Source organism: Streptomyces sp. NPDC021622 (assembly GCF_040640795.1).
Taxonomy (GTDB): Bacteria; Actinomycetota; Actinomycetes; order Streptomycetales; family Streptomycetaceae; genus Streptomyces.
The window spans coordinates 136,459-159,601 of sequence record NZ_JBFACK010000018.1 but is presented as its reverse complement, the minus strand read 5'-3'; the positions used below and the strand labels follow the sequence as shown (position 1 = coordinate 159,601).

Sequence of the window (23,143 nt, the reverse complement as noted above, 5' to 3'; positions counted from 1 at the left end):
TCAGACCCCCAGTCCCATCCGCGGCTTGGTGGCGGCGGGCCGCACATCGGCGAGCGAGTCAAGCACCCTGTCCACCATCCCGTACTCCTTGGCCTGCTCGGCGGTGAACCACCGGTCGCGGTCGCCGTCCCGCGAGATGGTCTCCTCGCTCTGCCCGGTGTGCTCGGCGGTGATCCGCTCGACGGCCTTCTTCGTGAACTCCAGGTTCTCCGCCTGGATCGCGATGTCGGCGGTGGTCCCGCCGATGCCGGCGGACGGCTGATGCATCATGATCCGCGCATTGGGCAGGGCGTACCGCTTCCCCGCGGTCCCGACGGTGAGCAGGAACTGCCCCATGCTGGCGGCGAATCCCATGGCGAGGGTCGAGACATCATTCGGGATGAGCCGCATGGTGTCGTAGATCGCGAGCCCGGCGGTGACGGACCCGCCAGGGCTGTTGATGTAGAGACTGATGTCGGTCCGCGGATCCTCGGCGGAGAGCAGCAGCATCTGCGCACAGACCCGGTTGGCGGAGGCCTCGTCGACCTGGGTGCCGAGGAAGACGATGCGCTGGGTGAGGAGTTGGGCGGCGAGGTGATCATCGAACGCGCTCGCCCGTGAACCTCCCTCCTCGCCCCGCGGACTGCGGGCCGGATCCCAGCCGTTGATGAGCGATGACATCGAGCCTCCCAGGAGTGGAGCGGCGGTGATCGCCGCGTTCCCTCCACTGTCGACTCGTACGGGGCGCCGGGTAAGGGATCTCTGCCCGGGGCAGATCTGCCGTGGGCAGAGCGGCGGGGTTCGACGAGGCAGACATCCCGGTGGTGAGCTCGGTGTCGGGCGTACGCAGGCTGTTGTCGAGCTGGTTGAGCGCGGAACGCGTGCGGTCTTCGCGCCAGAGCTGGTCATCGGAGTACCCGCCGGGACGGAAAGTGGGGTCGAGCGTGATGGCCAGGGCGAGAAAGCAGGAGGCGTTGTAATGCGTGAACCATCCGGCGCCCGGGCGCCTTCTGGAGCTCTCGCTCTTAAGTCGCGATCGGTACTGATTACCTACATCCAGGAGATCGTTTGTTCTTCTGAATGCCGCTCGCCATTCTCAGTCCACCTATGGATTACCGTGCCCTGCAGTGCAACGCTCATATCCAGCGCAGCTGGGAAATCAACGTAAGAATCAGGGACGATGCGGGCTGCCGTCAAGTCGCCAAATGTAGTCGGGATTTCCCCGACTCCGACAGGGAGAATTTCCAAGACGACCTCCTCTGCGACTGCATCGCCCAGGTTTTCCACGCGGATGCGTTCATTTGTTCGCCTCATCTTGGTGCGGCCACGACTGTCCTGCCTTGATTCCTTGTCATAGAGATAGACGGAACGGAGTACGGCACCTGATCGCGAGAGGGATCTGTCCTCAGCTGTGCTCTCTGCGGTGCCGATCTTGTAGGCGTCGTGTTCGAGGCAGCTTCGAACCTTGGCAGCGAGGTCGTCGCTTGATGCATAGCTTCCAGTGAGGCCATTCGCTTGGAGTTCCCGGCGAAAGTCATTTAGCGAGGCAAGTTGCTCCGGGTCGTGATTGCGGGGAATCTGACCTTCGGAGAAGAAGACATGTACCGCTGCGCCGCGGTCGCGGGCTCGAAGGATCTCTTCTGCCGTCCCGGAGGGGGCTCGTTTGGTCGCCATACCCAGACGGCTATTGAATACGGCAATGACGATATCCGCCAAATCGCCAAACTGTTCGTTAATTACCTCTTGTGCGTCTTGTGAGCCCACGAGGGGAACGGTGCCCAATTCCCAGCGCAAAGGAAGGAGATGAATCTTTCGCTGCAATGTATGGTCCCTGTTCCAGCTACGGATGACATCTTCCACTGCGTTGCGCTCGGCGGCAGTGTCGCCTGGGGAGGCGATCAGGACACTCATCGTGATCGTTTGAAGGGCCATACCAACAGGTTAGCCACGCGCCCTCATGGACGGACGGTTTCGCAAGAACCAACCACCCGTCGGTACCGGGTCTGCGTAGGTGGGTTGCTTGGAGACCTCAAGACTGCCGCGTCCCCACCGCGGCCGGGCTTGCTCGATCAAAGGTTCGGTCACGCAGTCGCGGCGGTGAACTTCTACAGAATCGCCACGTGGCACATCGGCCATGTGCTAAACCGTGACACATGGCGGACTATCAACTGGCGCACCCTCTTTACCTCGACGTGCAGATGATGGTGAGTTTCCTTGCCTATCTAGAGGGCGGGGTACACATCTCCAGCGAAGAAACACTCCAGAAGGAGAAAATTAGAAACGGTCAAGTTGGCGGAGATGAAAGGGTTAGCCTTCCCTCCCTGGGGGCGCTGCTTGGACTTGAAGCATCGATTAATGCAGAGAGGGGGCGTCATGTAGCCGAGTCTGCTGAAACACGAGTGGCGCGCCACCACACGGCGGCGAGTCTGTTTAATGGGCTGTATGGCTTCCTTCATGGAGACGGTGCCATTTCGTCGTTGGAGAACCATGAGCAGCTGACCAATGTGGAGCCGGGTGCATTTGTGAAACTGTCTGGCCGCTACATGGGAAACCCGCTCGAAGAGATGCTCGCCATGTTCGGTCAAATGATGGCTTACATGGAGGAAATGGCCCAAGGTGCAGAGGAATCCCGGTCGCAACGTTCCGCAGGCCGCAGATCAGGGAATCCTCAGGCTCGTGAATCAGCTAGCCACCAAGAGGATAATTCGTATGCTGAAACCGTGCGGCAGTTTCGGCAGTTTGATCAAAGTGTAGAGATGAGGATTCTGAGAAAGATGAAGGAGGAGTTGGATTCCTGCCCGATCCACGATGTGGTGCTCGAAACTTCCTCGGGTGTTAAAGCCGTACTGACGGTGGCGTCTGAGTACTACGATGAAGCCGTTGCTGAAAAACTTAGTTCTGGTGACTTCATCGTTCTTGGAAAAGTTACCCGGGTATTGCGGGAAGGTGAGTCGATTAACCTGTCTCGCCGAACGGTTGTGGGGAAGATGGGTGACCAGCAAGATTCTCTTGTCGATGCAATGGCGAATCTTCCGGGATTCAGTCTGCAATCCAGCGACCCCGTGGTTCGATTTCCCGCAGTGCAAATTTTGCCGATGGCGATCTTCGTTTGAATCGGCGGCTTCATTTGAGGGTTGATTTTGAGATCGCGTCACATGTTATGCTGCCGAGATTTTTGTGATGGCTACAGCGATTTCAGGAATCTCTCCACATCCATCAAATTAACGGACTGGCGATCCTTTGGGTGGACCACGATAGTCAGCTGGCGCGAAACTATCTCCTCTCGGGACGATGCAACGAAGGAAAGCGCGATCATTTTGATCAGGCTAGTTCGATCTAGTGACCCGATGCGTGCAAGTTCCGATCCAATGACAGGGATTGATATCGGAGCTAGACCGCCATGGATCCTGACGGCGTCCCAAGTCGAAGTGAGGCTTTTCCATAGTGCATCGACGGAGCAGCTAACGCGTAAGTCATTCCTCATGAACCCATAAGCAACGGCGAAAGCTCGGATGTTGCCAGAGTTCAATGCAATGGTGGTTCCTATCGGGTACCTAATTAGTTTCCCTCTGGGTTTAGATGCGCCCGTCTCGCGGCCTAAGGCCGGAATGTTGGTCAACTTATCTTCTATCTCCGAGTCAAGTCTTGTGATGTCCTCGCCGTAATATTTGGTCTCAAATTGCCCTTGCACGCTGCTTGGGCTGATTATGTCTCGATGGCGCATGTCCGTATCGAAAGTATCCGTGAATCCAACTACGACATTATCTCGTTCGTCGAATATGTCGCCACATTTAATTTGTATTGCGAAATTTGGGTGGCTGTAGTTGTGGGTTGCCTCGAACTTGGGCCAGGCGTGGAAGGCGCCGACAAGTAAGCAGCCGCCCGCCAGCAGTAGAAGGATCGAGATGTCGTGACGGGCGAGGCCTGGCCATATCGCCAAGGCTACCTGGAAAGCTGCACTGAGTGCGCCGAACGATGCTAGAGATGCCGCAGATATTTCGGCGATTCCCTGACGTGTGAGTAAGGCTTCCCGGGTCCCCTGCCGCATATCGCTGTACCTAGCCTTCCGGATGTACATGCCGAGTCGTACTGGAGATAGCCTGCTGTCCTGTGAATGATGCCCAGGGGGTCATCTTGTGATTCTTCAGGCGATTGAACGCTTCAGTGGTTGAAAGAGTTTGGCCAACTATCGGCGGCCTACCGCTTCAAGGGCGTCCGCGCCTGCAGGTGACGCTCGCGTGCCACTTCGAGGAAGGCCGAGCGCAGTTCGTTCCTCGTTCTGCCGCGGGTTTTGATGGCGTGGCAGTTCGGGCACAGGGCGATCATCTGGCTCGGGTGGTCTCGGCCGTTGCCCGCGATCTCCACTATGTGGTCGACCTCGAGCAGAGGGTCGCCGGCGTCCGTCACGTCGTCCGGCTGCCCGCTGCAAACGGGGTTCTCGCAATGCCCTGCGCTCCGGAGAAGCACCGCGCGCCGGGCCGATCCTGAGCGGATGGGGTCCCGGGAGACGCTCTCGCGCCGCCGTTCGTGCCGGGACTCCTCCCGGCGCTCCACGAGGGTGCACAGCCTTTCGTACTGGGCGGCCAGCGCGACAGGATCCGCCGCCGGGGAAGGCACGGAGAGGGCCTCCTGCCGCCCGTCGAGGAGGTCGTCGGCCACCGAATCGACGTACAGGCCGACCGCCTGGAGAAGCGGAACCTCGTCGAGGTCCTGGAGGAAGCGGTCCGTGATGGTCTGGATCACGGCGACACGAGCCTGACCGGAGGTGCGCATGAGTTCATGCACCGGCTCGGCCAGCCCTCCGGTCGGCTGCTGTGCGGCGAACCAACGACGAGGTACGGCGTCGCCATGTGCGAGCGGGACGGTCCCCTCATGGTCGTGGAGCGTCCACAGCCCGGCGTGGAAGAGCGCCAGGACCGGGTAGTCGGGGCGGGCGCGCTCCCCCCGAAGGCCGAACTTCCGCAGCAGATCACTCAGCGCCGTGCTCGTCTCGCCCCAGGACAGGGTGCGGGACTCGCCGCGCAGCGCTCGCCCGATCGCCCACAGCAGAGTGATCGGCTGGTAGAGGCGAGGTCCGGACTCCGCGTGCGCGACGCGCAGTTGGGCGATGTGGTCGATGAGACGGTCGGGGGCGGTATCGGTGACCGCCGCCTGGGACACCACTTGGAACCCCAACGCGCCGAGCAACTTCGCCGCGTGATTGCGGCCACCGGAGAACTCCGAGGCGGCCAGGGGTACTTGACCCACGAGCTGGCCGTGGGCGGCGCCGACGACGGCCTTCGAGTCGTAGTACCTGCCATCGACCAGAAGCAGGTACGTACGGGACGCCTGAAAGCCGTACAGGCGCAGGAACGCGCTGCGGCCGATCCGGTCGAACTCCTCGAGGGTCCGCAGGACTTCCGGTTTGCCTATGTCACTCAGGGCCATGTCGCCACGATAGACGGGGCCACTGACCGGCCGACTCGCACCGAAGCCGGATCGCCGACCCCTAGGCTCGCGGCCCGTGGAGTGGATATCACCTGTGAGCACACTGCTTGGCGCGGGGATCGGCGTGAGCGCGACGCGTCCCCAGCCCTCGGCGGGGGCGATTCCCGTCGGGTAGGCGCGGTCCCGGTTCGTCTCCGCTGAACTCTTCGTTGATCAGCGGTCGACGAAGCGAGACTCCGGCCACACAGTGATCGGCTCGTTGGACGCCGAGTAGATCTCCAGCCGCGAGAGGTAGCCGCCCCTCGTGAAGACCATCACTCCGGAGTCCTCCTGTCCCGCGTACCAGGCGTCCACGGCGGGAGCGTCGTGAGGGGGAGCCGACGGGACCGTTGCCTGGTCCACTTCCAGGTCGACGGTCGCGCAGCCTGCCCGATCCGCTGGCGAGCGTAAGGCCCCCTGTTCACTCGCCCCATGCCAGCTCCCGCCCAAAGCCTCTGCGGCCGGCGGCGCGATCACAGCGCACCATTACCCCAGCTCAGGCCCACGCTGTGACACTTCGCCGGGCACGCCGCTCCGGGTGGTTCAGAGGACTGGACGAATCCCGAGCGGGAGCCCCGTACCTTTCCCCGAAGCTGGGCCACGCCGATAGCGGGCAGGTTCGTCGCCAGGAAGGATGCCCGCCGTGGCCATCGATCAGAACCTAGTTCCCGCGCGTTCGACGCGTTCAACGCCCCTGGTGTTCCTCACCGGGGCAGTCGTCGGCATCTTGGGCGGGATGATCGGCCTGGGTGGCGCGGAGTTTCGCCTGCCGCTGTTGATCAGCCTGTTTGGATTCGCCGCGCTCTCGGCGGTCATCTTGAACAAGGCCATGAGCCTGGTCGTCGTCCTGGTCGCGCTGCCTGCCCGCATGGCAGCGGTCCCAGCCTCCGAGGTGGCCGGGCACTGGCCCGTAGCGGTCAACCTGCTGGCGGGAAGTCTCCTGGGTGCTTGGGCCGGAGCTTCGTGGGCGGTGAGGATGCGCAGCTCCAGCCTGTACAAGGTCCTGGCAGGGCTGATGGTCCTGATGGCCGCAGCCCTGGTCGTCACCCACACCACGACCCTGGGGACACTCGCGATGCCGCTGTGGGCGCAGGTGCCCAGCGGAGTCGTAGCCGGATTCGGCATCGGAGTAGTCGCGGCGATCATGGGGGTAGCCGGGGGTGAACTGCTGATCCCCACGATCGTGCTGCTGTTCGGACTGGACATCAAGACGGCCGGAAGCCTGTCCCTGCTCGTGTCGCTGCCCACCATGCTGGTGGCCTTCGCCCGCTACAGCCGTGACGGCAGCTTCGCCGTGCTTGGCGCCAACCTCCGGTTCACCATGATCCTGGCCGGAGGCTCCATCGCCGGGGCGGTGCTGGGCGGGCTGCTGCTCGGAGTGTTCTCAGACGCCGTGCTCATCCCCGTGCTGGCCGTGATCCTGCTCGTTTCCGCGACCAAGATCGCCCGTCATGACTGACGCTGCGGCGCTGGAGCCCGACATGAAGAGCCCCGGTTTCCTCTCGCGGAAGAGGAAACCGGGTCTGCAGTGACAGGCTGTGGGAACTTGCACCTGCCGCCCTCCCCTCAGAGCGGGGGAGCCGATAGGGCGGAATTGGCAGAGTCGGGCCGTGTCAGCCCCACCCTGCTCTACGTCGGCGGGTCCGCCTCACCCACCGCAGGATCAGTGATCGTGGCACTGAAGAACTGAAACGCCGACAGCTCAAAACCGGTATGGCGCGTCATGCCTGCGTGCCTGAGACACCACAACTGCGCCTCATCCGGATCAGCCGTATCCAGCGAGTGATGACTGCACGCGAGACACTTGCCGACATGCCGCACGCCCAGTGCGGGCATGGCCGCAAGCGTCCATTCGAGCGGCATGTAGCGGCCCCGTGGCAAGCCGCCCTCACTCATCCGAACGCCCCCGCCGGAAGCTGCGGATCGTCATCGTCCCCGTCCTCGCTGTCGTCCACATCCGGGTGATCGAATGAGGACAAACGACCTCCCCGGCTCTCCGCGATCCGGTGGACCTCCCGGAGCGACTCGGTCAATCGGGCAGTGACGAAACGGAGTTCCTCGCGTGTGGCCTTTGGGTCAGCGAGCGTGTCCGCCACGTGCCCGAGAAGATCGCTCGCCATGCCCAGTTGAACACTCTCGATGTTGTCGGCCATCCGCGACATGAACCCCGTGCCCGAACCCACGAGGACGCAGGGGTTTCCCTCCAGCGTCGACCACGGCAGCAACCGCGTCTGATTCGTCATGCCGTCACCTCCACCCCATGAATCAAGCGTGAGCCGATGTCCACGCCGTGCACGGCCAGCCACACCTCACGCCGCCGCGCCCGCTGCCGACGCTCTTCCTGCCGCCCCTCGAAGGCGACGAGGTACGGGCGCACCAAGCCGATGTCCTCGCCCCGCAGCACAGGCACGCGCGGCAGAGGCCGGGACGGCGTATCGATGGACGGTCCGGGCGAGGCCGATTCAGGGAACCGGTGGCGTCCCTCAGAGGGAAGCAGGAGCCGTAACAACGGCTCGAAGATTCGGGCGATACAGTCCGGCATGTCGGCGCTCCAAATCAGCGTTGACCACGCCCCGGGGCCGGTCGCAAGGTCGCCGGGGTCTGTCTCGCCATCCTTGTCGCGTGACGTGCACTGCCGGGAGTTGACAACCGTTGACAGCTACTCTGGAGAGCACGGTCAACACCAGGGGAAGCACATGAGCGCCGCATTCGGCCCACGGCTCCGCGCACTCCTCACAGACAGAGGCATGACCTTGAGGGGCACTGCCCGCGCCCTCAACTACAACGTGGCCTATATCTCCCGTGTCACCAACGGTCGCCAACGTCCTTCAGCGCAACTTGCCGAAGCGCTGGACGAACTCCTTCAGGCCGACGGGGAGTTGGTGCGACTTGCCGCGCCCGTGACACCACTGGAGTCGCCGGAAGAGCCGACGGGCCCAGCTTCCGACATTGCACATATGAAAGCCAGTGCCGAACACATCCTCAGGCACGCTGACCGCTATGGCGGAGATGCCGTAGCACCCGTCGCAGTTCAGCTTTGGCTGTCCGCTCAGCGCAAACTTGACGCTGGGGAAATCCCGGAGTCGGCCCAGCGAGGCTATGCGGCGGCCGTGGCAGAAGCCGCTGAAGTCGCGGGATGGCTGCTCTTCGATTCCGGTGATCATGTAGCGGCCCGCAACGCGTTCCTCGAATCACACATGCTGGCCCGGCATGCTGGAGAACGGGCCATGGAGTGGTTTGCCCTGGACATGCTTGCCATGCTCGACACTGAATGTGGCCGTCCCGGAGGGGTGCGACGCATCACCGATGAGCTGTTGTCGCAGTCCCGGATTCCTCCGCGTGTAGCACTCCTGGCGCGTGTCAGGCGAGGCAGGGCGCTCGCTCAGATAGGAGATCGTCAGCGAGCTCTCACCGACTTGGACGCAGCCCGAGGGGGAGTGGAAGAGTCCCTGAGCGCACGTGATCCCAAGTGGGCATGGTGGGTGAACCAGCAGGAAATTGGAGGGCACTCAGGGCATGCCCTCTTGAGTCTCGCGGACTTGAACGCGGCGATTCTCAAGTTCCAAAGCGCACTTGAACATGCAACGCCACGGGGCGTCATGCTGTACCGCATTGAGCTCTTGCACAGCTACGCAAAAGCCAAAGCGTGGAGGGAAGCGGAAGAGGAGATCCACGAGATCTCACCCCTCCTCAGCACCATCACCTCGGGGAGGAACCGACTTCTCTTGCGGGACGCATTGCAGGTCGTCGACCGAGCCTCTGGAGTGCCGGTAGGCCTGTCGGCTCTCGTCAGAGACACAGCGGCAACGATCAGTCTGTGAGGGATATCGACGCCCCCGACGCCCACCACAGCACTGGCTAGGCGGGCGGGCGTCAGGTGGTGTTGAGCGGGAGCTGAAGGCCTACTGTTCCGAGGCCTGAGGCGCCGGAGCGATGCCCGTCGGGCAAGCCCGACCCCAGTTCGTCTCCGACGGGCTGTCCAGGGTGACGCCCGTCCCGCCGATCCCGCAGTAGCCGTCCGGGTTCTTGTCCAGGTACTGCTGGTGGTAGCCCTCCGCCGGCCAGAACGTGCGGTTCTCTGCCGGGAGGACCGTTGTCGTGATCTTGTCGTGGTTCGAGGCCGTCAGGACCTGCTGGTAGGCGTCTCGGGAGGCCTCCGCCGCCGACTCCTGGGCCGCGGAGTGGGTGTAGATCGCCGAGCGGTACTGCGTGCCCACGTCGTTGCCCTGGCGGAAGCCCTGCGTGGGGTTGTGGGACTCCCAGAAGAGCTTCAGGAGCGTTGCGTACGAGACAACAGACGGGTCGAAGACCACGCGGACCGCCTCCGTGTGGCCGGTCAGGCCCGAGCAGACCTCTTCGTAGGTGGGGTTTTCCGTGTAGCCGCCCTGGTAGCCGACGTACGTTGTCCAGACTCCCTCCGTCTGCCAGAACTTGCGCTCCGCGCCCCAGAAGCAGCCCAGCGCGAAGTCCGCGATCTCCAGGCCTTCGGGGTACGGGCCGAGCAGGGGGTTGCCGAGGACCGTGTGGCGGGACGGGACCTCGAACTCGGGGGTGGCGCGGCCCTTCAGGGCCTGCTCGGGGGTGGGGAGCTCGGGCGTGCGGCTGCCGAAGAGCATGGGAGTCGTTCCTCCTGGGGCGGAGCGGGGCGTACGCGGTGGGTGCGTGCGGCCCTTACGTCAACGTGTGTGGGCAGAGGTGCATTCCTGGGCCCGGTCAGTGCGGCAGCGTTGCCGGGCTGCCGCCGTTCGCCTCGTAGCCGCCCACCGCCAGTGCGCGGTACACCGCGTAGTCCGCCGCCGGGTCCGAGGACAGGGTCCAGGGGAGCGCGCCCACGTGGCCGTCCACGTGCACCAGCTGGTTCATTGCCTCCGCCCAGCGCTCGCTGCGGACCAGGAAGAAGATCAGGAGGTGGCGTACGTGCGCCAGCATCGGGTCGTCCGGGCGGGCCGAGTGGACGGCGAAGAGCGCGCCCTCGACGGCCTTGGTGACGACCTCGCTCTGGTAGAAGCCCCGGACCATGTTCACCTCGGGCAGGTGCTCGTACACCGCGAACAGCGGGAGCGCCGACAGGAGCGAGCCCTTGGGGGCGCGGGCCGCCGCGGCCTCCGCGAAGTTGTACGCGAGGTCACGCGAGCCGTGCCACTTCTCGCACCAGTAGTGCAGGGCCGCCAGATGCGCGCCCATGTGCGCGGGGGAGCGGTCCAGGATCTTCAGCCACAGCTGCTCGAACTCCTCGCGCGGGTACGCGAGTCCGCGGGCGATGGAGAGCTCGATGATGTACGGGACCGGGTCCCCGGGGGAGAGGAGCGCCGCCTGCGCGCAGGCCTCCTTCGCCTCCTCCAGGATGATCCGGAACTCGTCCGTCCCGGACGTCGCGGACCGCCAGGCCTGCTGGACCAGGAACTCCGCGTGCACCGCGGCGCCGCCCGCGTCCTTGGGCGCCTCGGCCCGCCACACCCGCAGCCACTGCCCGCCGGGGCTGTCACTGACGCCGCCAGGACGCTGCTGCAGCTCCAGGGACGCCGCTCCGGCGAACGCCTGCACCCGCTGCCAGCGCACCTCGCCGTGCACCTCCGTGCCCGCGAGCAGCTGCGACGCGGCCTTCCAGCTCTGCGAGCCCTGGACGACGTCGAGCACGTCCAGGAGGTCGCGGTCCGGGCCGGGCATGCGGATGTCCAGCTCCTCCTGGAGCGCGAAGCCGTACTCCGCCGGGTCCGCGGCGTCCGGCGAACCGGGCGCGACCTGGCGGATTCCGCCGCGCCTGCGCAGCAGGAACGGGCCAAGAACCGCCCCAATCATGATCGCCGCCATCAGCACCCAGAGAATCTCCATGCCTACAAGCGAACCAGACGGGTCCGACACTTGGCGAACCAGTCTCGAACTCGACCCCTGAACTCGCCGGTGCACGCCTGTCCCGCATTAGGCTCTGGCCGCATGAGTGACATGCACAGCAGGCAGAGTTTCGAGACCGTCGCGATCCACGCGGGCAATACCGCGGACCCGCTGACCGGTGCCGTCGTACCGCCGATCTACCAGGTGTCGACGTACAAGCAGGACGGCGTCGGAGGGCTGCGCGGCGGATACGAATACAGCCGCAGCGCGAACCCCACCCGTACCGCCCTGGAGGAGAACCTGGCCGCGCTGGAGGGCGGCCGGCGCGGGCTCGCCTTCGCGTCGGGCCTCGCCGCCGAGGACTGCCTTCTGCGTACGCTGCTCAGCCCGGGTGACCACGTGGTCATCCCCAACGATGCGTACGGCGGCACCTTCCGGCTCTTCGCGAAGGTCGTCTCGCGGTGGGGTGTGGAGTGGTCCGTCGCGGACACGTCCGACCCGGCGGCGGTGCGGGACGCGCTGACCGACCGTACGAAGGCGATCTGGGTGGAGACGCCCTCCAACCCGCTGCTCGGCATCACCGACATCGCGGCCGTCGCGCAGATCGCCAAGGAGGCGGGCGCGAAGCTCGTCGTCGACAACACCTTTGCCAGTCCCTACCTGCAGCAGCCGCTCTCGCTCGGCGCGGACGTCGTCGTGCACTCCCTGACGAAGTACATGGGCGGGCACTCGGACGTGGTGGGCGGCGCGCTGGTCGTCGACGACGCGGAGCTGGGGGAGGAGCTGGCGTACCACCAGAACGCGATGGGGGCGGTGGCCGGGCCCTTCGACGCGTGGCTCGTCCTGCGCGGCATCAAGACGCTGGCCGTCCGGATGGACCGGCACAGCGAGAACGCGACGAAGGTCGCGGAGATGCTGACGCGGCACGCGCGCGTGACGCGCGTTCTCTACCCCGGGCTTCCGGAGCACCCCGGTCACGAGATCGCCGCGAAGCAGATGAAGGCGTTCGGCGGGATGGTGTCCTTCCAGGTGGAGGGCGGCGAGGAGGCGGCGGTCGCGGTGTGCGACCGCGCGAAGCTGTTCACCCTGGGGGAGTCGCTCGGCGGCGTCGAGTCGCTGATCGAGCACCCGGGGCGGATGACGCACGCCTCCGTGGTGGGCTCGGCGCTGGAGGTCCCCGCGGATCTGGTGCGCCTCTCCGTGGGCATCGAGTCGGCGGACGATCTCCTGGCGGACCTGCAGCAGGCGCTGGGCTAGGCCCCCGCTCCTTCAAACACCGGAGGGGCTGAACAGACACCGGAGGGGCTGAACGATTCAGCCCCTCCGGTGTTCACCACCGCGTCAGCGGCGGTGTCGTCTCGGACGGTGGGTCCACCCACGGCTGGGCCAGGGACGCCCAGACCACGAAGGCCACCGTCGCCGCCAGCAGGAGGAGCCACAGGAGGCGGCGGAACGCCCGGCGCCTGCGCAGCTGGCGGGTGCCCCGTCGTACCGACTCCTCGTAGAGCCCGGCGGGGACCGTCGGTGCCGCGCCTTCCAGGAGCCGGCGGACCGCGGCCTCGTTGCGTTCTTGCTGGCTCATGACGGCGCCGCCTCCCCCAGCGGGAGCGCCGGCGCGGGCCCGCGGGGCGGATGAAGGACCGTGGCCATCGCGCGGGCACAGATCGTCCGTACCCGGTCGGGCGGGAGCCCGAGCAGCGCCGCCGTCTGCTCCTCGGCGACGCCCTCGTACAGGCGGAGCACCAGGATCAGCCGTTCCTGCGGTGTGAGCCGGGCAAGGACGCCGCCGCGGCCCCGGTGCCTGCGCCAGGCACCGCGCGCGAATCGGATCGCCAGCTGCTGGCGGGTGCGGTCGTAGGGGTCCTCGCCCCGCATCCGGTCCCACGTCGCGTACGTGTGCGCGAGAGAAGCGGTCAGCAGGGCACGCGCGCGTGGATTGGTGTCCGGCGGCTCGCTGGTGAGCAGCGTCGCGGCATGCAGCAGTCGCCCTGCCGCGCCCGCGACGAACGCCTCGAACTCCCGGGCCCGGCGGGCGTCGATGAACGCCTGCCGTTCGCGCACCGCGCCTCCCGCCTGGCGGAAAAACGGCTCTCCGGTCTCATATGAGGCCAGGCACGTGGCCGGGGTCAAGAGGCGGGCACCGCCCGGCGAAGCTCAGGAAGCGGGCGTCTCCGGAGGCGCCTGCGCCATCTGCCGGGCCGAGAGCGCGGAATTGAAGCGCGTGAGGAGCGTGCAGAAGCTTTCACGCTCTTCCGGGCCCCAGTCCTCCGTCAGTTCGGCCATGAGGTCACGCCGCGACGAGCGCACCTCGTTGAGGCGCGCCTCGCCGCGGGGGGACAGCTGGAGGACCACCGCGCGGCCGTCCTCGGGGTGCGAGGTGCGCTTGACGAGACCCGTGTCGACCAGCGGGGCGACCTGCCGGGTGACCGTCGAGGAGTCGATGCCCATGCTCGCCGCGAGCGCCTTGACGCCCATCGGGCCTTCTTTGTCCAGCCGGTTGAGCAGCAGATACGCGGCACGGTCCATGGAGTTGCGGACCTGTCCCACGCCGCCGAGGCGCGTCTGCTCGGCACGGCGGGCGAAGACCGCCACCTGGTGCTGCAGGGCGTCGAGGAGGCCGGGATCGCTGGCGGTCGTCATGTCCGGAGTTGTGGGCATGGCCGGGGGCTCACTTCATGCGAGGGCGATGGGTTGGGGGACAGGTTACGCGGCCGGGCGGCGGGGCGTACCAGCGCTGCGCAAACCAGTCTCGGCACGTGGTCACCACAGGAGGACCCCGGTGTGAACTGGGAGACTGACGGTCATGAGCTACCGCACGCCTGACTCCTTGCTGTCGGTCACCCTCGACGACGTGCGAGGCGCCCAGAAGATGCTCTCGGGAGTGTCGAGAGTGACGGCGATGGAAGGCAGCAGGCATCTGTCGCAGCTGGTCGGCTCGCCGGTCCACTTCAAGTGCGAGAACCTCCAGCGGACGGGTTCCTTCAAGCTGCGCGGGGCGTACGTACGGATCGCTGGCCTGCTCCCCGAGGAGCGCGCGGCCGGTGTCGTGGCCGCGAGCGCGGGCAATCACGCGCAGGGTGTGGCGCTCGCGTCCTCGCTGCTCGGCGTGCGGTCGACGGTGTTCATGCCGGTGGGCGCGCCGCTGCCCAAGGTCGCTGCGACGCGGGACTACGGCGCGGAGGTGCGGCTGCACGGCCAGGTGGTCGACGAGACGCTTGCCGCGGCGCAGGAGTACGCGCGCGAGACGGGCGCGGTGTTCATCCACCCCTTCGACCACCCCGACATCATCGCGGGGCAGGGCACGGTCGGCCTGGAGATCCTGGAGCAGTGCCCCGAGGTGCGCACGCTGGTCGTGGGCGTCGGCGGCGGCGGGCTCGCGGCGGGCATCGCGGTCGCGGTGAAGGCGGTGCGCCCGGACGTGAAGGTGATCGGCGTACAGGCGGCGGGCTCCGCGGCGTATCCGCCCTCGCTGGCGGCCGGGCACCCGGTGTCGATACCGAATCCGTCGACGATGGCGGACGGGATCAAGGTCGGGCGCCCCGGCGATGTGCCGTTCCAGATCATCGACGACCTGCTCGACGACGTCGTCACCGTCTCCGAGGACGAGCTGTCCAGCGCGCTGCTGCTCTGCCTGGAGCGGGCCAAGTTGGTCGTCGAGCCCGCGGGCGCGAGCCCCGTCGCGGCGCTCCTGAGCCGGCCGCGGGACTTCGAGGGCCCGGTGGTGGCGCTCCTGTCGGGCGGCAACGTGGACCCGCTCCTGATGCAGCGGATCCTGCGCCACGGCATGGCGGCGGCGGGCCGCTATCTGTCGCTGCGGCTGCGCCTGACGGACCGGCCCGGCGCCCTGGCCACGCTGCTCGGGGTGCTTTCGGTGCTCGACGCCAACGTCCTCGACGTGAGTCATGTGCGCACCGATCCCCGGCTCGGCCTCACGGAGGCTGAGGTGGAGCTGCACCTGGAGACGAAGGGTCCTGTGCACTGCACCGAAGTGGGCGTGGCCCTGCGCGAGGCGGGCTACACGGTCATCGGCTGAGGCGTCGGCCGGCCCCGCGGTCGGCCGGGGCGTCGGTCGGCCCCCGCGCGATGGGCTGGCAGCGGCGAAATTCCCGTACGCGCAACGGCGTCGGCCGCTATTTTGCGTTATCCACAGGCTCCGCGAAAGCAGTTGAGGCGACGCGATGTATCGCGTTATGGTGTGTCTCACGTCACTGGTCACCGGGCGCTTCATGTCCGGCAAATCTAAGATTTTCCGCAGGAAGTCACCCAAACCACTGGGGGAGCTCACATGCCAGGCGCCATCTACGCCGAAGGTCTGGTGAAGACCTTCGGCGACGTAAAGGCTCTGGACGGCGTCGATCTGGATGTCCCGGAGGGCACCGTGCTCGGCCTTCTCGGGCCGAACGGCGCGGGCAAGACCACGGCGGTGCGCTGTCTGACCACGCTCCTGACGCCGGACAGCGGCAGGGCGGTCGTCGCGGGCATCGACGTACTGAAGCATCCGAACGAAGTGCGGCGCTCGATCGGCCTCTCCGGCCAGTTCGCCGCCGTCGACGAATACCTGACAGGCCGCGAGAACCTCCAGATGGTGGGCCAGCTCTACCAGATGAAGGCCAAGGAGGCGAAGGTCAGGGCGAGCGAGCTGCTCGACCGGTTCAACTTGACCGACGCCGCGGACCGCCCCTCCAAGACCTACTCGGGCGGTATGCGCCGCCGCCTCGACCTCGCGGCCGCGCTCGTCGTCTCGCCCCCGGTGATGTTCATGGACGAGCCGACGACGGGACTCGACCCGCGCAACCGCCAGCAGCTCTGGGAGGTCATCCAGGAGCTGGTCGCGGGCGGCACGACCCTGCTGCTCACCACCCAGTACCTCGAAGAGGCCGACCACCTGGCGCACGACATCTGCGTCATCGACCACGGCCGGGTCATCGCCCGCGGCACCTCCGACCAGCTCAAGGCGCAGACCGGCGGCGAGCGCGTCGAGGTCGTGGTGCACGAGCGCGAGCACATCACCCCCGCGACGGAGGTCCTGCGCAACCTCGGCAAGGGCGAGGTCGCCGTCGAGGACCACACCCGCAAGCTCACGGTCCCGGTCACCGGCGGCGCCAAGCTGCTCGCCGAGGTCATCCGCGAACTGGACATCCGCGGGGTCGAGATCGACGACATCGGGCTGCGCCGCCCGACCCTCGACGACGTGTTCATCTCGCTGACCGGCCATGTCGCCGAGGTGGACGAAGCGGGCGGCAATGGGAACGGCGTACAGGACGCGAAGCCCGAGCTGACGAAGGAGGCCGGCAAGTGAGTGCCGTCACCGACACCGTGCGCACACCCGCGACGGGCCCCAGGCCCGCGGGCGGCATCGGCCAGTCCGTCAGGGACTCCCTGGTCGTCGCCAAGCGCAACCTCATCCGGATGTCCCGCATCCCGGAGATGATCATCTTCGGTCTGATCCAGCCGATCATGTTCGTGGTGCTGTTCAGCTATGTCTTCGGCGGCTCCATGAAGATCGGCACCAGCACCGATCCGGAGGTCTACCGCAACTTCCTGATGGCGGGCATCTTCGCGCAGACCGTCACCTTCGCCACCGCCGGCGCGGGAGCCGGCATCGCCGACGACATGCACAAGGGCCTCATCGACCGCTTCCGTTCGCTGCCCATGGCGCGCGGCGCGGTCCTCACCGGACGGACCATCGCCGACCTCGTCCAGACCGCGCTGACGCTGCTCGTCCTCGCGATCGTGGCGCTCCTCGTCGGCTGGCGCATCCACGAAGGGATCTGGAAGGCGCTCGGCGCCTTCGGCCTGCTGCTCCTGCTCGGCTATGCGTTCACCTGGGTCGGCGCGCTGATCGGCCTCTCCGTGCGCACCCCGGAGGCCGCGACCTCCGGCGGCCTGATCTGGCTCTTCCCCGTCACGTTCATCTCGAACGCGTTCGTGGACTCCAGCCAGATGACGCCCTGGCTGCGGCACGTCGCCGACTGGAACCCCTTCAGCGCGACCGTCCAGGCCTGCCGGGAGCTCTTCGGCAATCCCGGCGTCTCAAAGTCCGATGCCTGGCCCATGCAGCATTCGGTCTGGGCCTCGCTGATCTACTCGGTCCTGATCGTCGTGCTCTTCCGGACCCTCGCGGTCCGCAAGTACCGCTCGGCGACCGCCTGACCCCGGCCGCGGACATGCGAAGGCCCCCGGCGCGGAGCGCGCCGGGGGCCTTCGTCGGCCGAAGCAGGTTTCAGGCCTGGTCTCAGGCCTGGTACGGCTTCGCCTCGAGGATCTTCACCGAGGCGAGCTTGCCGTTCGGCAGTTCGTACTGGGCGTCCTCGCCGATCTTCTTGCCGTTCACGCCGCTGCCCAGCGGGGACTGCGGGGAGTACGTCTCGATGTCCGCGCTCGCGTACTCACGCGAGGCGAGCAGAAAGGCCAGGGTGTCGTCCTCGTCGCCGTCGAAGGCGATCGTGACGACCATGCCGGGCGCCACCACACCGTCGGCGGCCGGCGCCTCACCGACCTTCGCCTGCTCGAGGAGCTGGGTCAGCTGGCGGACGCGGAGCTCCTGCTTGCCCTGCTCCTCCTTGGCCGCGTGGTACCCGCCGTTCTCGCGCAGGTCGCCCTCCTCACGCGCCGCCGCGATCTTGGCTGCGATCTCGGTGCGCGCAGGACCAGACAGGTACTCCAGCTCGGCCCTGAGCTGGTTGTACGCCTCCTGGGTCAGCCAGGTGACGTTCTCGCTGGTCTGGGTCACAGGTGCTCCTCGTAGGTACTGGGAATACAAAGCATCGCCCTACCCAGAAGGATGTTCCCTCACGGGTGGGCGAAACCACGAGCCTAACAATTCAGGCGCGCGAGGGGGAGGACATAAGCCATCAGAAATACGTCAACGCAGGTGAGCGCGGTAAAGCTGGTAGACGTCAGGCTGTGGATGTCAGCGGTTTCAGGCTGTGTCAGTCGGAGTGGCAGCCGAGCAGCTCGACACTGGTCGCCTTCTCGGTCGTACGCAGCGTGACGACCTTGTCGACACGGCCGGTCTGCTGGTCGAAGCGGAAGTCGGCGCGGCCCACCTCGGCGCCGGACTCGGCCTGCGAGCGCAGGGTGCAGTAGCCGCGGGCGCCGGCGTCCTTGCGTACTTCCAGATGCGCCTGGACGGCGTGGTCGGAGACGACGTCGAACTTGATGACCTCGGCGCTGACCTTCGTGCCGTTGATGTAGTCGTAGCCGAACCAGCCGATGACGCCGAGCAGGATCACGCCGAGGACGGAGCCCACGATCATGAGCTTGCGGTCGGTGCGTTCGTCGGCCGTCCGCGAGTGGCCGTATCGGCCCTCGGGGAGCTTCTCGCCCACCGCCGCCATGATCTTCCTCCAGGAATAGGGGCTGCCGGAATTTTCCGCCCCCCGGTTCCGTCACTATAGAAGCCGCCCATTGCGCCGAAATGACCAGGGCGCCGGATCACTGAGGATCGAGTCTTGACTGAGCAGCTGCGATTGATGGCCGTTCACGCCCACCCCGACGACGAGTCGTCGAAGGGCGCGGCCACCATGGCCAAGTACGTGTCCGAGGGGGTGGACGTGCTCGTCGTGACCTGCACGGGTGGGGAGCGCGGTGACATCCTCAACCCCAAGCTCCAGGGCGACACCTACATCCAGGAGCACATCCACGAGGTGCGCAAGAAGGAGATGGACGAGGCGCGCGAGATTCTCGGCGTCAAGCAGGAGTGGCTCGGCTTCGTCGACTCGGGGCTTCCCGAGGGCGACCCGCTGCCGCCGCTGCCGGACGGCTGCTTCGCCCTGGAGGACGTCGACAAGGCGGCCGGCGAGCTGGTCCGCCAGATCCGTTCCTTCCGTCCGCAGGTCATCACGACGTACGACGAGAACGGCGGATACCCGCACCCCGACCACATCATGACCCACAAGATCACGATGGTGGCGTTCGAAGGTGCGGCGGACCCCGAGAAGTACCCGGAGAGCGAGTTCGGGCCGGTCTACGAGCCGAAGAAGCTCTACTACAACCAGGGCTTCAACCGGCCGCGCACCGAGGCGCTGCACCAGGCGATGCTCGACCGCGGCATGGAGTCGCCGTACGGGGACTGGCTGAAGCGGTGGGACGAGTTCGAGCGGGTCGAGCGGACGCTGACCACGCACGTTCCGTGCGCCGACTTCTATGAGATCCGCGACAAGGCGCTGATCGCGCACGCCACCCAGATCGACCCCGAGGGCGGCTGGTTCCGGGTGCCGATGGAGCTCCAGAAGGAGGTCTGGCCCACGGAGGAGTACGAGCTCGCGAAGTCGCTCGTCGATACATCCCTCCCCGAGGACGACCTCTTTGCGGGCATCCGCGACAATGCCTAGCGTGAACGCACATCTGGCAATGACGCATCTCGTCCCTCTCGCCAAAGAGGTCGACGATGACAAGGTGACTCCGGGTGTTCTCGGCTTCATCGTCTTCGCGGTGATGGCTCTCGCCGTCTGGGGGCTGATGAAGTCGATGAACAAGCACATGCGGAAGGTCGACTTCAAGGAACCGGACGCCTCCGGCGAGGGGAAGCCGTCCGAGGCCGAGGCCCAGCGGAGCTAAGCGCCCCGCGGACCTGCGGTGCTCGTCTGCGGGTGTGTCGTGGCTGGTCGCGCCCACGCGGCGGAGCCGCACATGACACAGCCCCGCGCCCCTTCGGGGTGCTGCCTGTCAGCCCGCAGTCACCGTCACTCCCATCACCTCTCGGGAGTGACGGTTGGGGACCATGCCCAGGCGCCAGGCCTGCCAGCCCGACTCCAGGTCGGCGCCGCGCTCCAGGAGGAGCGCGAACGCCTCCAGGTAGTCGTCCAGCTTGCCGTCGCGCGTGGGATGTCCCGCGCGCGACAGCTGGCTGAGCTCCTCCTGGGCGACCGCCGTGCCGATCTCCCAGCCGCCGGGTGACGCGTACGGCAGCAGGGTGCAGCGCAGGAATCGGGCCCAGTCCTCGCCCCTGCGGTCGCCGTACGAGGTGAACAGGGCCGCCGCCTCGTCGCACAGCGCGAGCGCCTGCTGCCCCCGCGCGTTGCCGGCGTCGACGACCGCGAGCTCCAGGCACGTCCAGGCCTCGCCGTGCGCGACGCCGATCCGCTGGAAGTCGGCGCGGGCGTCCACCAGGAGCTGGCGGGCGAAGCCGGAGTTGCGCAGCGAGCCCGTCTGGGCGGCCCGCTGGTCGCGGGTGACGCGCGCCGAGTGGTGCCGCGCGCACGCCAGGCCGTACACGTCCCGCATCCGGGAGAACATCGTCCGGGAGCGCTCCAGCTCCCGCACCGCCTGGTCCAGGCTGCCCGCCTCCTCCAGGGCCTGCCCCAGGTAGTACGCGCTCCACGCCTCGCCGCGCGCGTCCTCGTTGTCGCGGTGCCGGGAGACGGCCTGCCGCAGGCCGTCGACCGCGGCCGAGGCGTCGCCGTCGACCAGGCGGGCCCGCGCAAGCTGCGTCAGCGCCCAGGCCTCGCCGCGGCCGTCGCGCGTGCGCCCGTACAGATCGAGGGCGCCCCGCAGCTGCTCCTCGGCGCGCGGCACGTCGCCCATGCGCAGGCACAGCTGGCCCAGCTGGAAGTGCGCCCACGCCTCGCCGTGCAGGGAGTCGTTCTCGCGGTGCAGGGCGAGCGAGGACTCCAGGAGGCCCAGGGCCTGGTTGAGATTGGCGCGGTCACGCTCGACCGCCGCGAGCGCGTGCATCGTCCAGGCCCGGTCGCCCGCAAGCTCGTCCGCGCCCTGCAGCTCAAGCGCCTCGCGCAGCCGCGCCGCCGCGTCCGTCAGCTGGCCCTGGTGGTGCAGCGTGATGCCGAGGGAACAGAGGGCGAGGGCGGCGCCCGCGTCCTGGTGGGCCTCCATGTACAGGTCCACCACGGACGTGAGAGTGGTCCGCGCCTGGTCGAGCTCGCCCAGCTGCCGGGACGCGATGCCGGTGCGCCAGCGCACGCTCCGTACGAGCAGACCCTGGTCGACGGCCTGTGTGAGCTCGCTGATCTCGCCCAGGCGGTAGAGGTCGCCGCGCAGCAGGCAGTAGTCGCACAGCGCGCCCAGGAGGTTGAGCACCGCCTCCTGGTTCACGCCTTCCGCGTGCCGCAGGGCGGCGGTGATGAAGCTCGACTCGTCGTCCAGCCAGCGCAGGGCGGCGTCGAGGGAGGCGAAGCCGTGCCCGTCGAACTGGCCGGCCCGCGTCGACATCTTGCCGTCGACCAGGCGGATCACCGAACCGGCGAGCTCGCTGTAGCTGACGATGAGACGTTCCTGCGCGGCCGTGCGATCGCCGGGCTCCTCCTCGTCGACCAGCCGGGCGAGCGCGAAGGCGCGTACGAGATCGTGCAGGCGGTAGCGGCTGCCGCGGACGTGGTCGACGAGTCCGGCGCGGGACAGCGCGGTCAGCTGACGGGTCGCCTCCTGCTCGTCGGTGCCGAGCAGGGCGGCCGCGGCGGCCGCACCCAGGGAGGCCCGCCCGGCCAGCGCGAGCCTGCGCAGAAGGCGGCGGGCGGACTCGGACTGGTCGGTGTAGCGCAGCCACAGGACGCGCTCGACCGGCTCCACGGGGCCGTACGCGGCGAGGTCGGCGGCGAGCTGACGCGGCGTACGCGATCCGATCGAGGACCCGGCGACGCGCAGGGCGAGCGGCAGACCGCCGCACAAGTCCCTTACGGCGTCCCCGGATTCAGCGTCGTACGGACCCGAAGAGTCCTCGGCGGCCTCGCGAAGCAGCTCATCCGCGCCCGCCGGGTCGAGCGGCTCCACCGGCAGCTGATGCACCCAGGCGGGCAGATCGGCGGGGAGTTCGAGAGGCTTGCGGGCGGTGACGAGGACCAAGCTGTCGGAGCGCTCGGGCACCAGCGTGCACACCTGCTCGACGTCGCTCGCATCATCGAGTACGACGGTGACGGCGAGCCCGGTCAAGTACTGGTGGTAGAGCTCGCTCAGCCGTTTGACCTGCTGCTCCTGCGAGGAACGCTCCCTGAACAGCAACTGCTCGCGCGGGGCGCCCAATCGATTCAGCAGATGCAGCAGCGCGTCACGCGTCGACAGCGGCTGGGAGCTTTCGCCCCGCAGGTCCACGACGCAGGCGCCGCGGAACTGGTCCCGCAGATCGTGCGCGGCACGCACCGCGAGCGAGGAGCGTCCGGAGCCGGGCGCGCCGTGCAGCACGACCACCGTCGGCCGCGTCTCGGTGCTCGCCCGCGCCGCGTGCACCCACTGCGCGACCCGCGCGAGCTCGACCCGGCGCCCCGCCAACGGCCCTTCCAGCTCGGGCAGTTGACCGAACGACTGCTCAAGAGCCGTACGCCGCCGGGCCGCCGCGCTCTTGTCGGTGCCCCGCAGCCGGGGCGCCGCCTTCTGCTTGCCGGACGAGGCCTGGAGCACCCGCTGCTGGTCGAGGAAGGGCCGGATGCCCCGCACCTCCAGAGCCGTCAGCCACTGAAGACGCAGCTGCTCGGGCCCGCCCGGCTGGCTGATCGCCCCGGCGCGGCGGCTGGCCGCGGGCACATGGGACGCGGTCACCTTCAGGACGGTCGTCGCCGCGCCGACCACGGCGACGGCCGCGCCCGCACCGAGTGCGGTGGAGGCACCGGTGCCCAGCGCGAGGTCGGCCGCGCAGGCGCCGACGGCGGCAACCACGGCCACCAGCAAGGGAGTTCCGGCGCCCTCCTTGGCGTACCGCTGCCCGAAGGAGAGCTGTCCCGCCTCCGCCTCGTCGACGGCCCGTGTGTACGCCTCGTACTCCTCGGCGGCGGTCTGCTCCATGGCGTCGAGCGCGCCACGGGCCCGCGAGAGCAGCACGGACCCGTCGGTACGCCCGCCGGAGCGCCGCACCTCTTCCTCCACCGCCCGCACCAACAGCCGCTCGGCTTCGGCCCGATGGCTGTCCCGCATATGG

At 67.4% G+C, this 23,143-nt stretch carries 25 protein-coding genes; 9 read left to right on the top strand and 16 right to left on the bottom strand.

From position 1 onward, the window contains the following. Both AB0G47_RS31510 and AB0G47_RS31505 read right to left on the bottom strand, forming a co-directional pair. Positions 1-660, bottom strand: coding sequence for an ATP-dependent Clp protease proteolytic subunit (locus AB0G47_RS31510; RefSeq protein WP_360776976.1), 660 nt, complete (start codon positions 658-660; stop codon positions 1-3). Between the two features lie 369 nt (positions 661-1,029). Next, positions 1,030-1,911 carry a hypothetical protein gene (locus AB0G47_RS31505; protein WP_360776974.1) on the bottom strand — a complete coding sequence of 294 codons (882 nt, stop codon included), beginning with the start codon at positions 1,909-1,911 and terminating at the stop codon, positions 1,030-1,032. A gap of 221 nt (positions 1,912-2,132) precedes the next feature. On the opposite strand from AB0G47_RS31505, the gene AB0G47_RS31500 reads away from it, so the two are divergent. Then, entirely contained in the window at positions 2,133-3,092 is a 960-nt protein-coding gene (locus AB0G47_RS31500; RefSeq protein ID WP_360776972.1) for a hypothetical protein, read from the top strand. Between the two features lie 71 nt (positions 3,093-3,163). Here the strand turns inward: AB0G47_RS31500 and AB0G47_RS31495 are convergent, their stop codons facing one another. From AB0G47_RS31495 to AB0G47_RS31485, 3 genes are all read right to left on the bottom strand, one after another. After that, positions 3,164-4,057: a macro domain-containing protein gene (locus tag AB0G47_RS31495; RefSeq protein ID WP_360776970.1), complete on the bottom strand. Its 894-nt coding sequence runs from the start codon at positions 4,055-4,057 to the stop codon at positions 3,164-3,166. Positions 4,058-4,176: 119 nt separating this feature from the next. Then, positions 4,177-5,406 (bottom strand): HNH endonuclease signature motif containing protein, encoded by a 1,230-nt coding sequence (locus AB0G47_RS31490; RefSeq protein ID WP_360776968.1) that lies wholly within the window; start codon positions 5,404-5,406, stop codon positions 4,177-4,179. A gap of 213 nt (positions 5,407-5,619) precedes the next feature. Then, complete coding sequence (locus AB0G47_RS31485) at positions 5,620-5,808, bottom strand: hypothetical protein (RefSeq protein WP_360776966.1); 189 nt, start codon at positions 5,806-5,808, stop codon at positions 5,620-5,622. A 280-nt stretch (positions 5,809-6,088) separates the two neighbouring features. Here AB0G47_RS31485 and AB0G47_RS31480 point away from each other — a divergent pair, with 280 nt between their 5' ends. Further along, positions 6,089-6,904, top strand: a complete 816-nt coding sequence (locus AB0G47_RS31480; RefSeq protein ID WP_360776964.1) for a sulfite exporter TauE/SafE family protein — start codon at positions 6,089-6,091, stop codon at positions 6,902-6,904. A 170-nt stretch (positions 6,905-7,074) separates the two neighbouring features. Here the strand turns inward: AB0G47_RS31480 and AB0G47_RS31475 are convergent, their stop codons facing one another. The 3 genes from AB0G47_RS31475 to AB0G47_RS31465 are packed head-to-tail and all read right to left on the bottom strand — an operon-like array spanning position 7,075 to position 7,855. Then, a complete protein-coding gene (locus AB0G47_RS31475) occupies positions 7,075-7,308 on the bottom strand; it encodes a hypothetical protein (RefSeq protein WP_360776962.1) in 234 nt (77 codons plus the stop codon). Positions 7,309-7,337: 29 nt separating this feature from the next. Then, entirely contained in the window at positions 7,338-7,688 is a 351-nt protein-coding gene (locus tag AB0G47_RS31470; protein ID WP_360776960.1) for a hypothetical protein, read from the bottom strand. Next, positions 7,685-7,855, bottom strand: coding sequence for a hypothetical protein (locus AB0G47_RS31465; RefSeq protein ID WP_360776958.1), 171 nt, complete (start codon positions 7,853-7,855; stop codon positions 7,685-7,687). The genes AB0G47_RS31470 and AB0G47_RS31465 overlap by 4 nt, the downstream gene beginning before the upstream one ends. A gap of 286 nt (positions 7,856-8,141) precedes the next feature. Between AB0G47_RS31465 and AB0G47_RS31460 the strand changes: the two genes are divergently transcribed. Next, complete coding sequence (locus tag AB0G47_RS31460; protein ID WP_360776956.1) at positions 8,142-9,266, top strand: helix-turn-helix transcriptional regulator; 1,125 nt, start codon at positions 8,142-8,144, stop codon at positions 9,264-9,266. An 81-nt stretch (positions 9,267-9,347) separates the two neighbouring features. Here the strand turns inward: AB0G47_RS31460 and msrA are convergent, their stop codons facing one another. Both msrA and AB0G47_RS31450 read right to left on the bottom strand, forming a co-directional pair. Then, positions 9,348-10,061, bottom strand: a complete 714-nt coding sequence (gene msrA, locus AB0G47_RS31455; RefSeq protein WP_360776955.1) for a peptide-methionine (S)-S-oxide reductase MsrA — start codon at positions 10,059-10,061, stop codon at positions 9,348-9,350. Positions 10,062-10,158: 97 nt separating this feature from the next. Next, positions 10,159-11,277 (bottom strand): hypothetical protein, encoded by a 1,119-nt coding sequence (locus tag AB0G47_RS31450; RefSeq protein ID WP_360776953.1) that lies wholly within the window; start codon positions 11,275-11,277, stop codon positions 10,159-10,161. A 102-nt stretch (positions 11,278-11,379) separates the two neighbouring features. Between AB0G47_RS31450 and AB0G47_RS31445 the strand changes: the two genes are divergently transcribed. Then, a complete protein-coding gene (locus AB0G47_RS31445; RefSeq protein ID WP_360776951.1) occupies positions 11,380-12,534 on the top strand; it encodes a cystathionine gamma-synthase in 1,155 nt (384 codons plus the stop codon). Positions 12,535-12,607: 73 nt separating this feature from the next. Here AB0G47_RS31445 and AB0G47_RS31440 read toward each other — a convergent pair whose 3' ends face one another. From AB0G47_RS31440 to AB0G47_RS31430, 3 genes are all read right to left on the bottom strand, one after another. Beyond that, positions 12,608-12,859, bottom strand: a complete 252-nt coding sequence (locus AB0G47_RS31440; protein WP_360776949.1) for a hypothetical protein — start codon at positions 12,857-12,859, stop codon at positions 12,608-12,610. After that, on the bottom strand, positions 12,856-13,338 hold the full coding sequence (locus AB0G47_RS31435; protein ID WP_266870347.1) for a sigma factor-like helix-turn-helix DNA-binding protein: 483 nt from the start codon (positions 13,336-13,338) through the stop codon (positions 12,856-12,858). The genes AB0G47_RS31440 and AB0G47_RS31435 overlap by 4 nt, the downstream gene beginning before the upstream one ends. A gap of 93 nt (positions 13,339-13,431) precedes the next feature. Then, the gene (locus AB0G47_RS31430; protein WP_266870348.1) at positions 13,432-13,935 is read right to left on the bottom strand and encodes a MarR family transcriptional regulator; all 504 of its coding nucleotides are present in this window, start codon (positions 13,933-13,935) and stop codon (positions 13,432-13,434) included. 145 nt (positions 13,936-14,080) lie between these two features. Here AB0G47_RS31430 and ilvA point away from each other — a divergent pair, with 145 nt between their 5' ends. From ilvA to AB0G47_RS31415, 3 genes are all read left to right on the top strand, one after another. Further along, the gene (gene ilvA, locus AB0G47_RS31425) at positions 14,081-15,310 is read left to right on the top strand and encodes a threonine ammonia-lyase (protein ID WP_360776946.1); all 1,230 of its coding nucleotides are present in this window, start codon (positions 14,081-14,083) and stop codon (positions 15,308-15,310) included. Positions 15,311-15,562: 252 nt separating this feature from the next. Next, a complete protein-coding gene (locus AB0G47_RS31420; protein WP_360776944.1) occupies positions 15,563-16,576 on the top strand; it encodes an ATP-binding cassette domain-containing protein in 1,014 nt (337 codons plus the stop codon). Further along, positions 16,573-17,430, top strand: a complete 858-nt coding sequence (locus AB0G47_RS31415; RefSeq protein WP_360776939.1) for an ABC transporter permease — start codon at positions 16,573-16,575, stop codon at positions 17,428-17,430. The genes AB0G47_RS31420 and AB0G47_RS31415 overlap by 4 nt, the downstream gene beginning before the upstream one ends. An 82-nt stretch (positions 17,431-17,512) precedes the next feature. Here the strand turns inward: AB0G47_RS31415 and greA are convergent, their stop codons facing one another. Together greA and AB0G47_RS31405 are read right to left on the bottom strand one after the other, a co-directional pair. Further along, positions 17,513-18,010, bottom strand: coding sequence for a transcription elongation factor GreA (gene greA, locus AB0G47_RS31410; protein ID WP_360776937.1), 498 nt, complete (start codon positions 18,008-18,010; stop codon positions 17,513-17,515). 199 nt (positions 18,011-18,209) lie between these two features. Then, on the bottom strand, positions 18,210-18,617 hold the full coding sequence (locus tag AB0G47_RS31405) for a DUF4307 domain-containing protein (protein ID WP_266870353.1): 408 nt from the start codon (positions 18,615-18,617) through the stop codon (positions 18,210-18,212). 114 nt (positions 18,618-18,731) lie between these two features. On the opposite strand from AB0G47_RS31405, the gene mca reads away from it, so the two are divergent. Beyond that, a complete protein-coding gene (gene mca, locus AB0G47_RS31400; RefSeq protein ID WP_360776934.1) occupies positions 18,732-19,613 on the top strand; it encodes a mycothiol conjugate amidase Mca in 882 nt (293 codons plus the stop codon). A gap of 19 nt (positions 19,614-19,632) precedes the next feature. Next, positions 19,633-19,839 (top strand): hypothetical protein, encoded by a 207-nt coding sequence (locus tag AB0G47_RS31395; RefSeq protein WP_360777089.1) that lies wholly within the window; start codon positions 19,633-19,635, stop codon positions 19,837-19,839. Positions 19,840-19,947: 108 nt separating this feature from the next. On the opposite strand, the gene AB0G47_RS31390 is transcribed toward AB0G47_RS31395, so the two are convergent. Beyond that, a complete protein-coding gene (locus tag AB0G47_RS31390; RefSeq protein ID WP_360776932.1) occupies positions 19,948-23,139 on the bottom strand; it encodes a tetratricopeptide repeat protein in 3,192 nt (1,063 codons plus the stop codon). Positions 23,140-23,143: the final 4 nt, after the last annotated feature.

What these genes read in the sequence shown, in the direction of transcription:
- AB0G47_RS31510 (WP_360776976.1), bottom strand. Translation starts at nt 660, where the DNA reads ATGTCATCGCTCATCAACGGCTGGGATCCGGCCCGCAGTCCGCGGGGC.
- AB0G47_RS31490 (WP_360776968.1), bottom strand. Translation starts at nt 5,406, where the DNA reads ATGGCCCTGAGTGACATAGGCAAACCGGAAGTCCTGCGGACCCTCGAG.
- AB0G47_RS31420 (WP_360776944.1), top strand. Translation starts at nt 15,563, where the DNA reads ATGCCAGGCGCCATCTACGCCGAAGGTCTGGTGAAGACCTTCGGCGAC.
- AB0G47_RS31450 (WP_360776953.1), bottom strand. Translation starts at nt 11,277, where the DNA reads ATGGAGATTCTCTGGGTGCTGATGGCGGCGATCATGATTGGGGCGGTT.
- AB0G47_RS31440 (WP_360776949.1), bottom strand. Translation starts at nt 12,859, where the DNA reads ATGAGCCAGCAAGAACGCAACGAGGCCGCGGTCCGCCGGCTCCTGGAA.
- AB0G47_RS31505 (WP_360776974.1), bottom strand. Translation starts at nt 1,911, where the DNA reads ATGGCCCTTCAAACGATCACGATGAGTGTCCTGATCGCCTCCCCAGGC.
- msrA (WP_360776955.1), bottom strand. Translation starts at nt 10,061, where the DNA reads ATGCTCTTCGGCAGCCGCACGCCCGAGCTCCCCACCCCCGAGCAGGCC.
- AB0G47_RS31475 (WP_360776962.1), bottom strand. Translation starts at nt 7,308, where the DNA reads ATGCCGCTCGAATGGACGCTTGCGGCCATGCCCGCACTGGGCGTGCGG.
- AB0G47_RS31395 (WP_360777089.1), top strand. Translation starts at nt 19,633, where the DNA reads ATGACGCATCTCGTCCCTCTCGCCAAAGAGGTCGACGATGACAAGGTG.
- AB0G47_RS31470 (WP_360776960.1), bottom strand. Translation starts at nt 7,688, where the DNA reads ATGACGAATCAGACGCGGTTGCTGCCGTGGTCGACGCTGGAGGGAAAC.
- AB0G47_RS31390 (WP_360776932.1), bottom strand. Translation starts at nt 23,139, where the DNA reads ATGCGGGACAGCCATCGGGCCGAAGCCGAGCGGCTGTTGGTGCGGGCG.
- AB0G47_RS31460 (WP_360776956.1), top strand. Translation starts at nt 8,142, where the DNA reads ATGAGCGCCGCATTCGGCCCACGGCTCCGCGCACTCCTCACAGACAGA.
- AB0G47_RS31500 (WP_360776972.1), top strand. Translation starts at nt 2,133, where the DNA reads ATGGCGGACTATCAACTGGCGCACCCTCTTTACCTCGACGTGCAGATG.
- ilvA (WP_360776946.1), top strand. Translation starts at nt 14,081, where the DNA reads ATGAGCTACCGCACGCCTGACTCCTTGCTGTCGGTCACCCTCGACGAC.
- AB0G47_RS31430 (WP_266870348.1), bottom strand. Translation starts at nt 13,935, where the DNA reads ATGCCCACAACTCCGGACATGACGACCGCCAGCGATCCCGGCCTCCTC.
- AB0G47_RS31405 (WP_266870353.1), bottom strand. Translation starts at nt 18,617, where the DNA reads ATGGCGGCGGTGGGCGAGAAGCTCCCCGAGGGCCGATACGGCCACTCG.
- AB0G47_RS31495 (WP_360776970.1), bottom strand. Translation starts at nt 4,057, where the DNA reads ATGTACATCCGGAAGGCTAGGTACAGCGATATGCGGCAGGGGACCCGG.
- AB0G47_RS31445 (WP_360776951.1), top strand. Translation starts at nt 11,380, where the DNA reads ATGAGTGACATGCACAGCAGGCAGAGTTTCGAGACCGTCGCGATCCAC.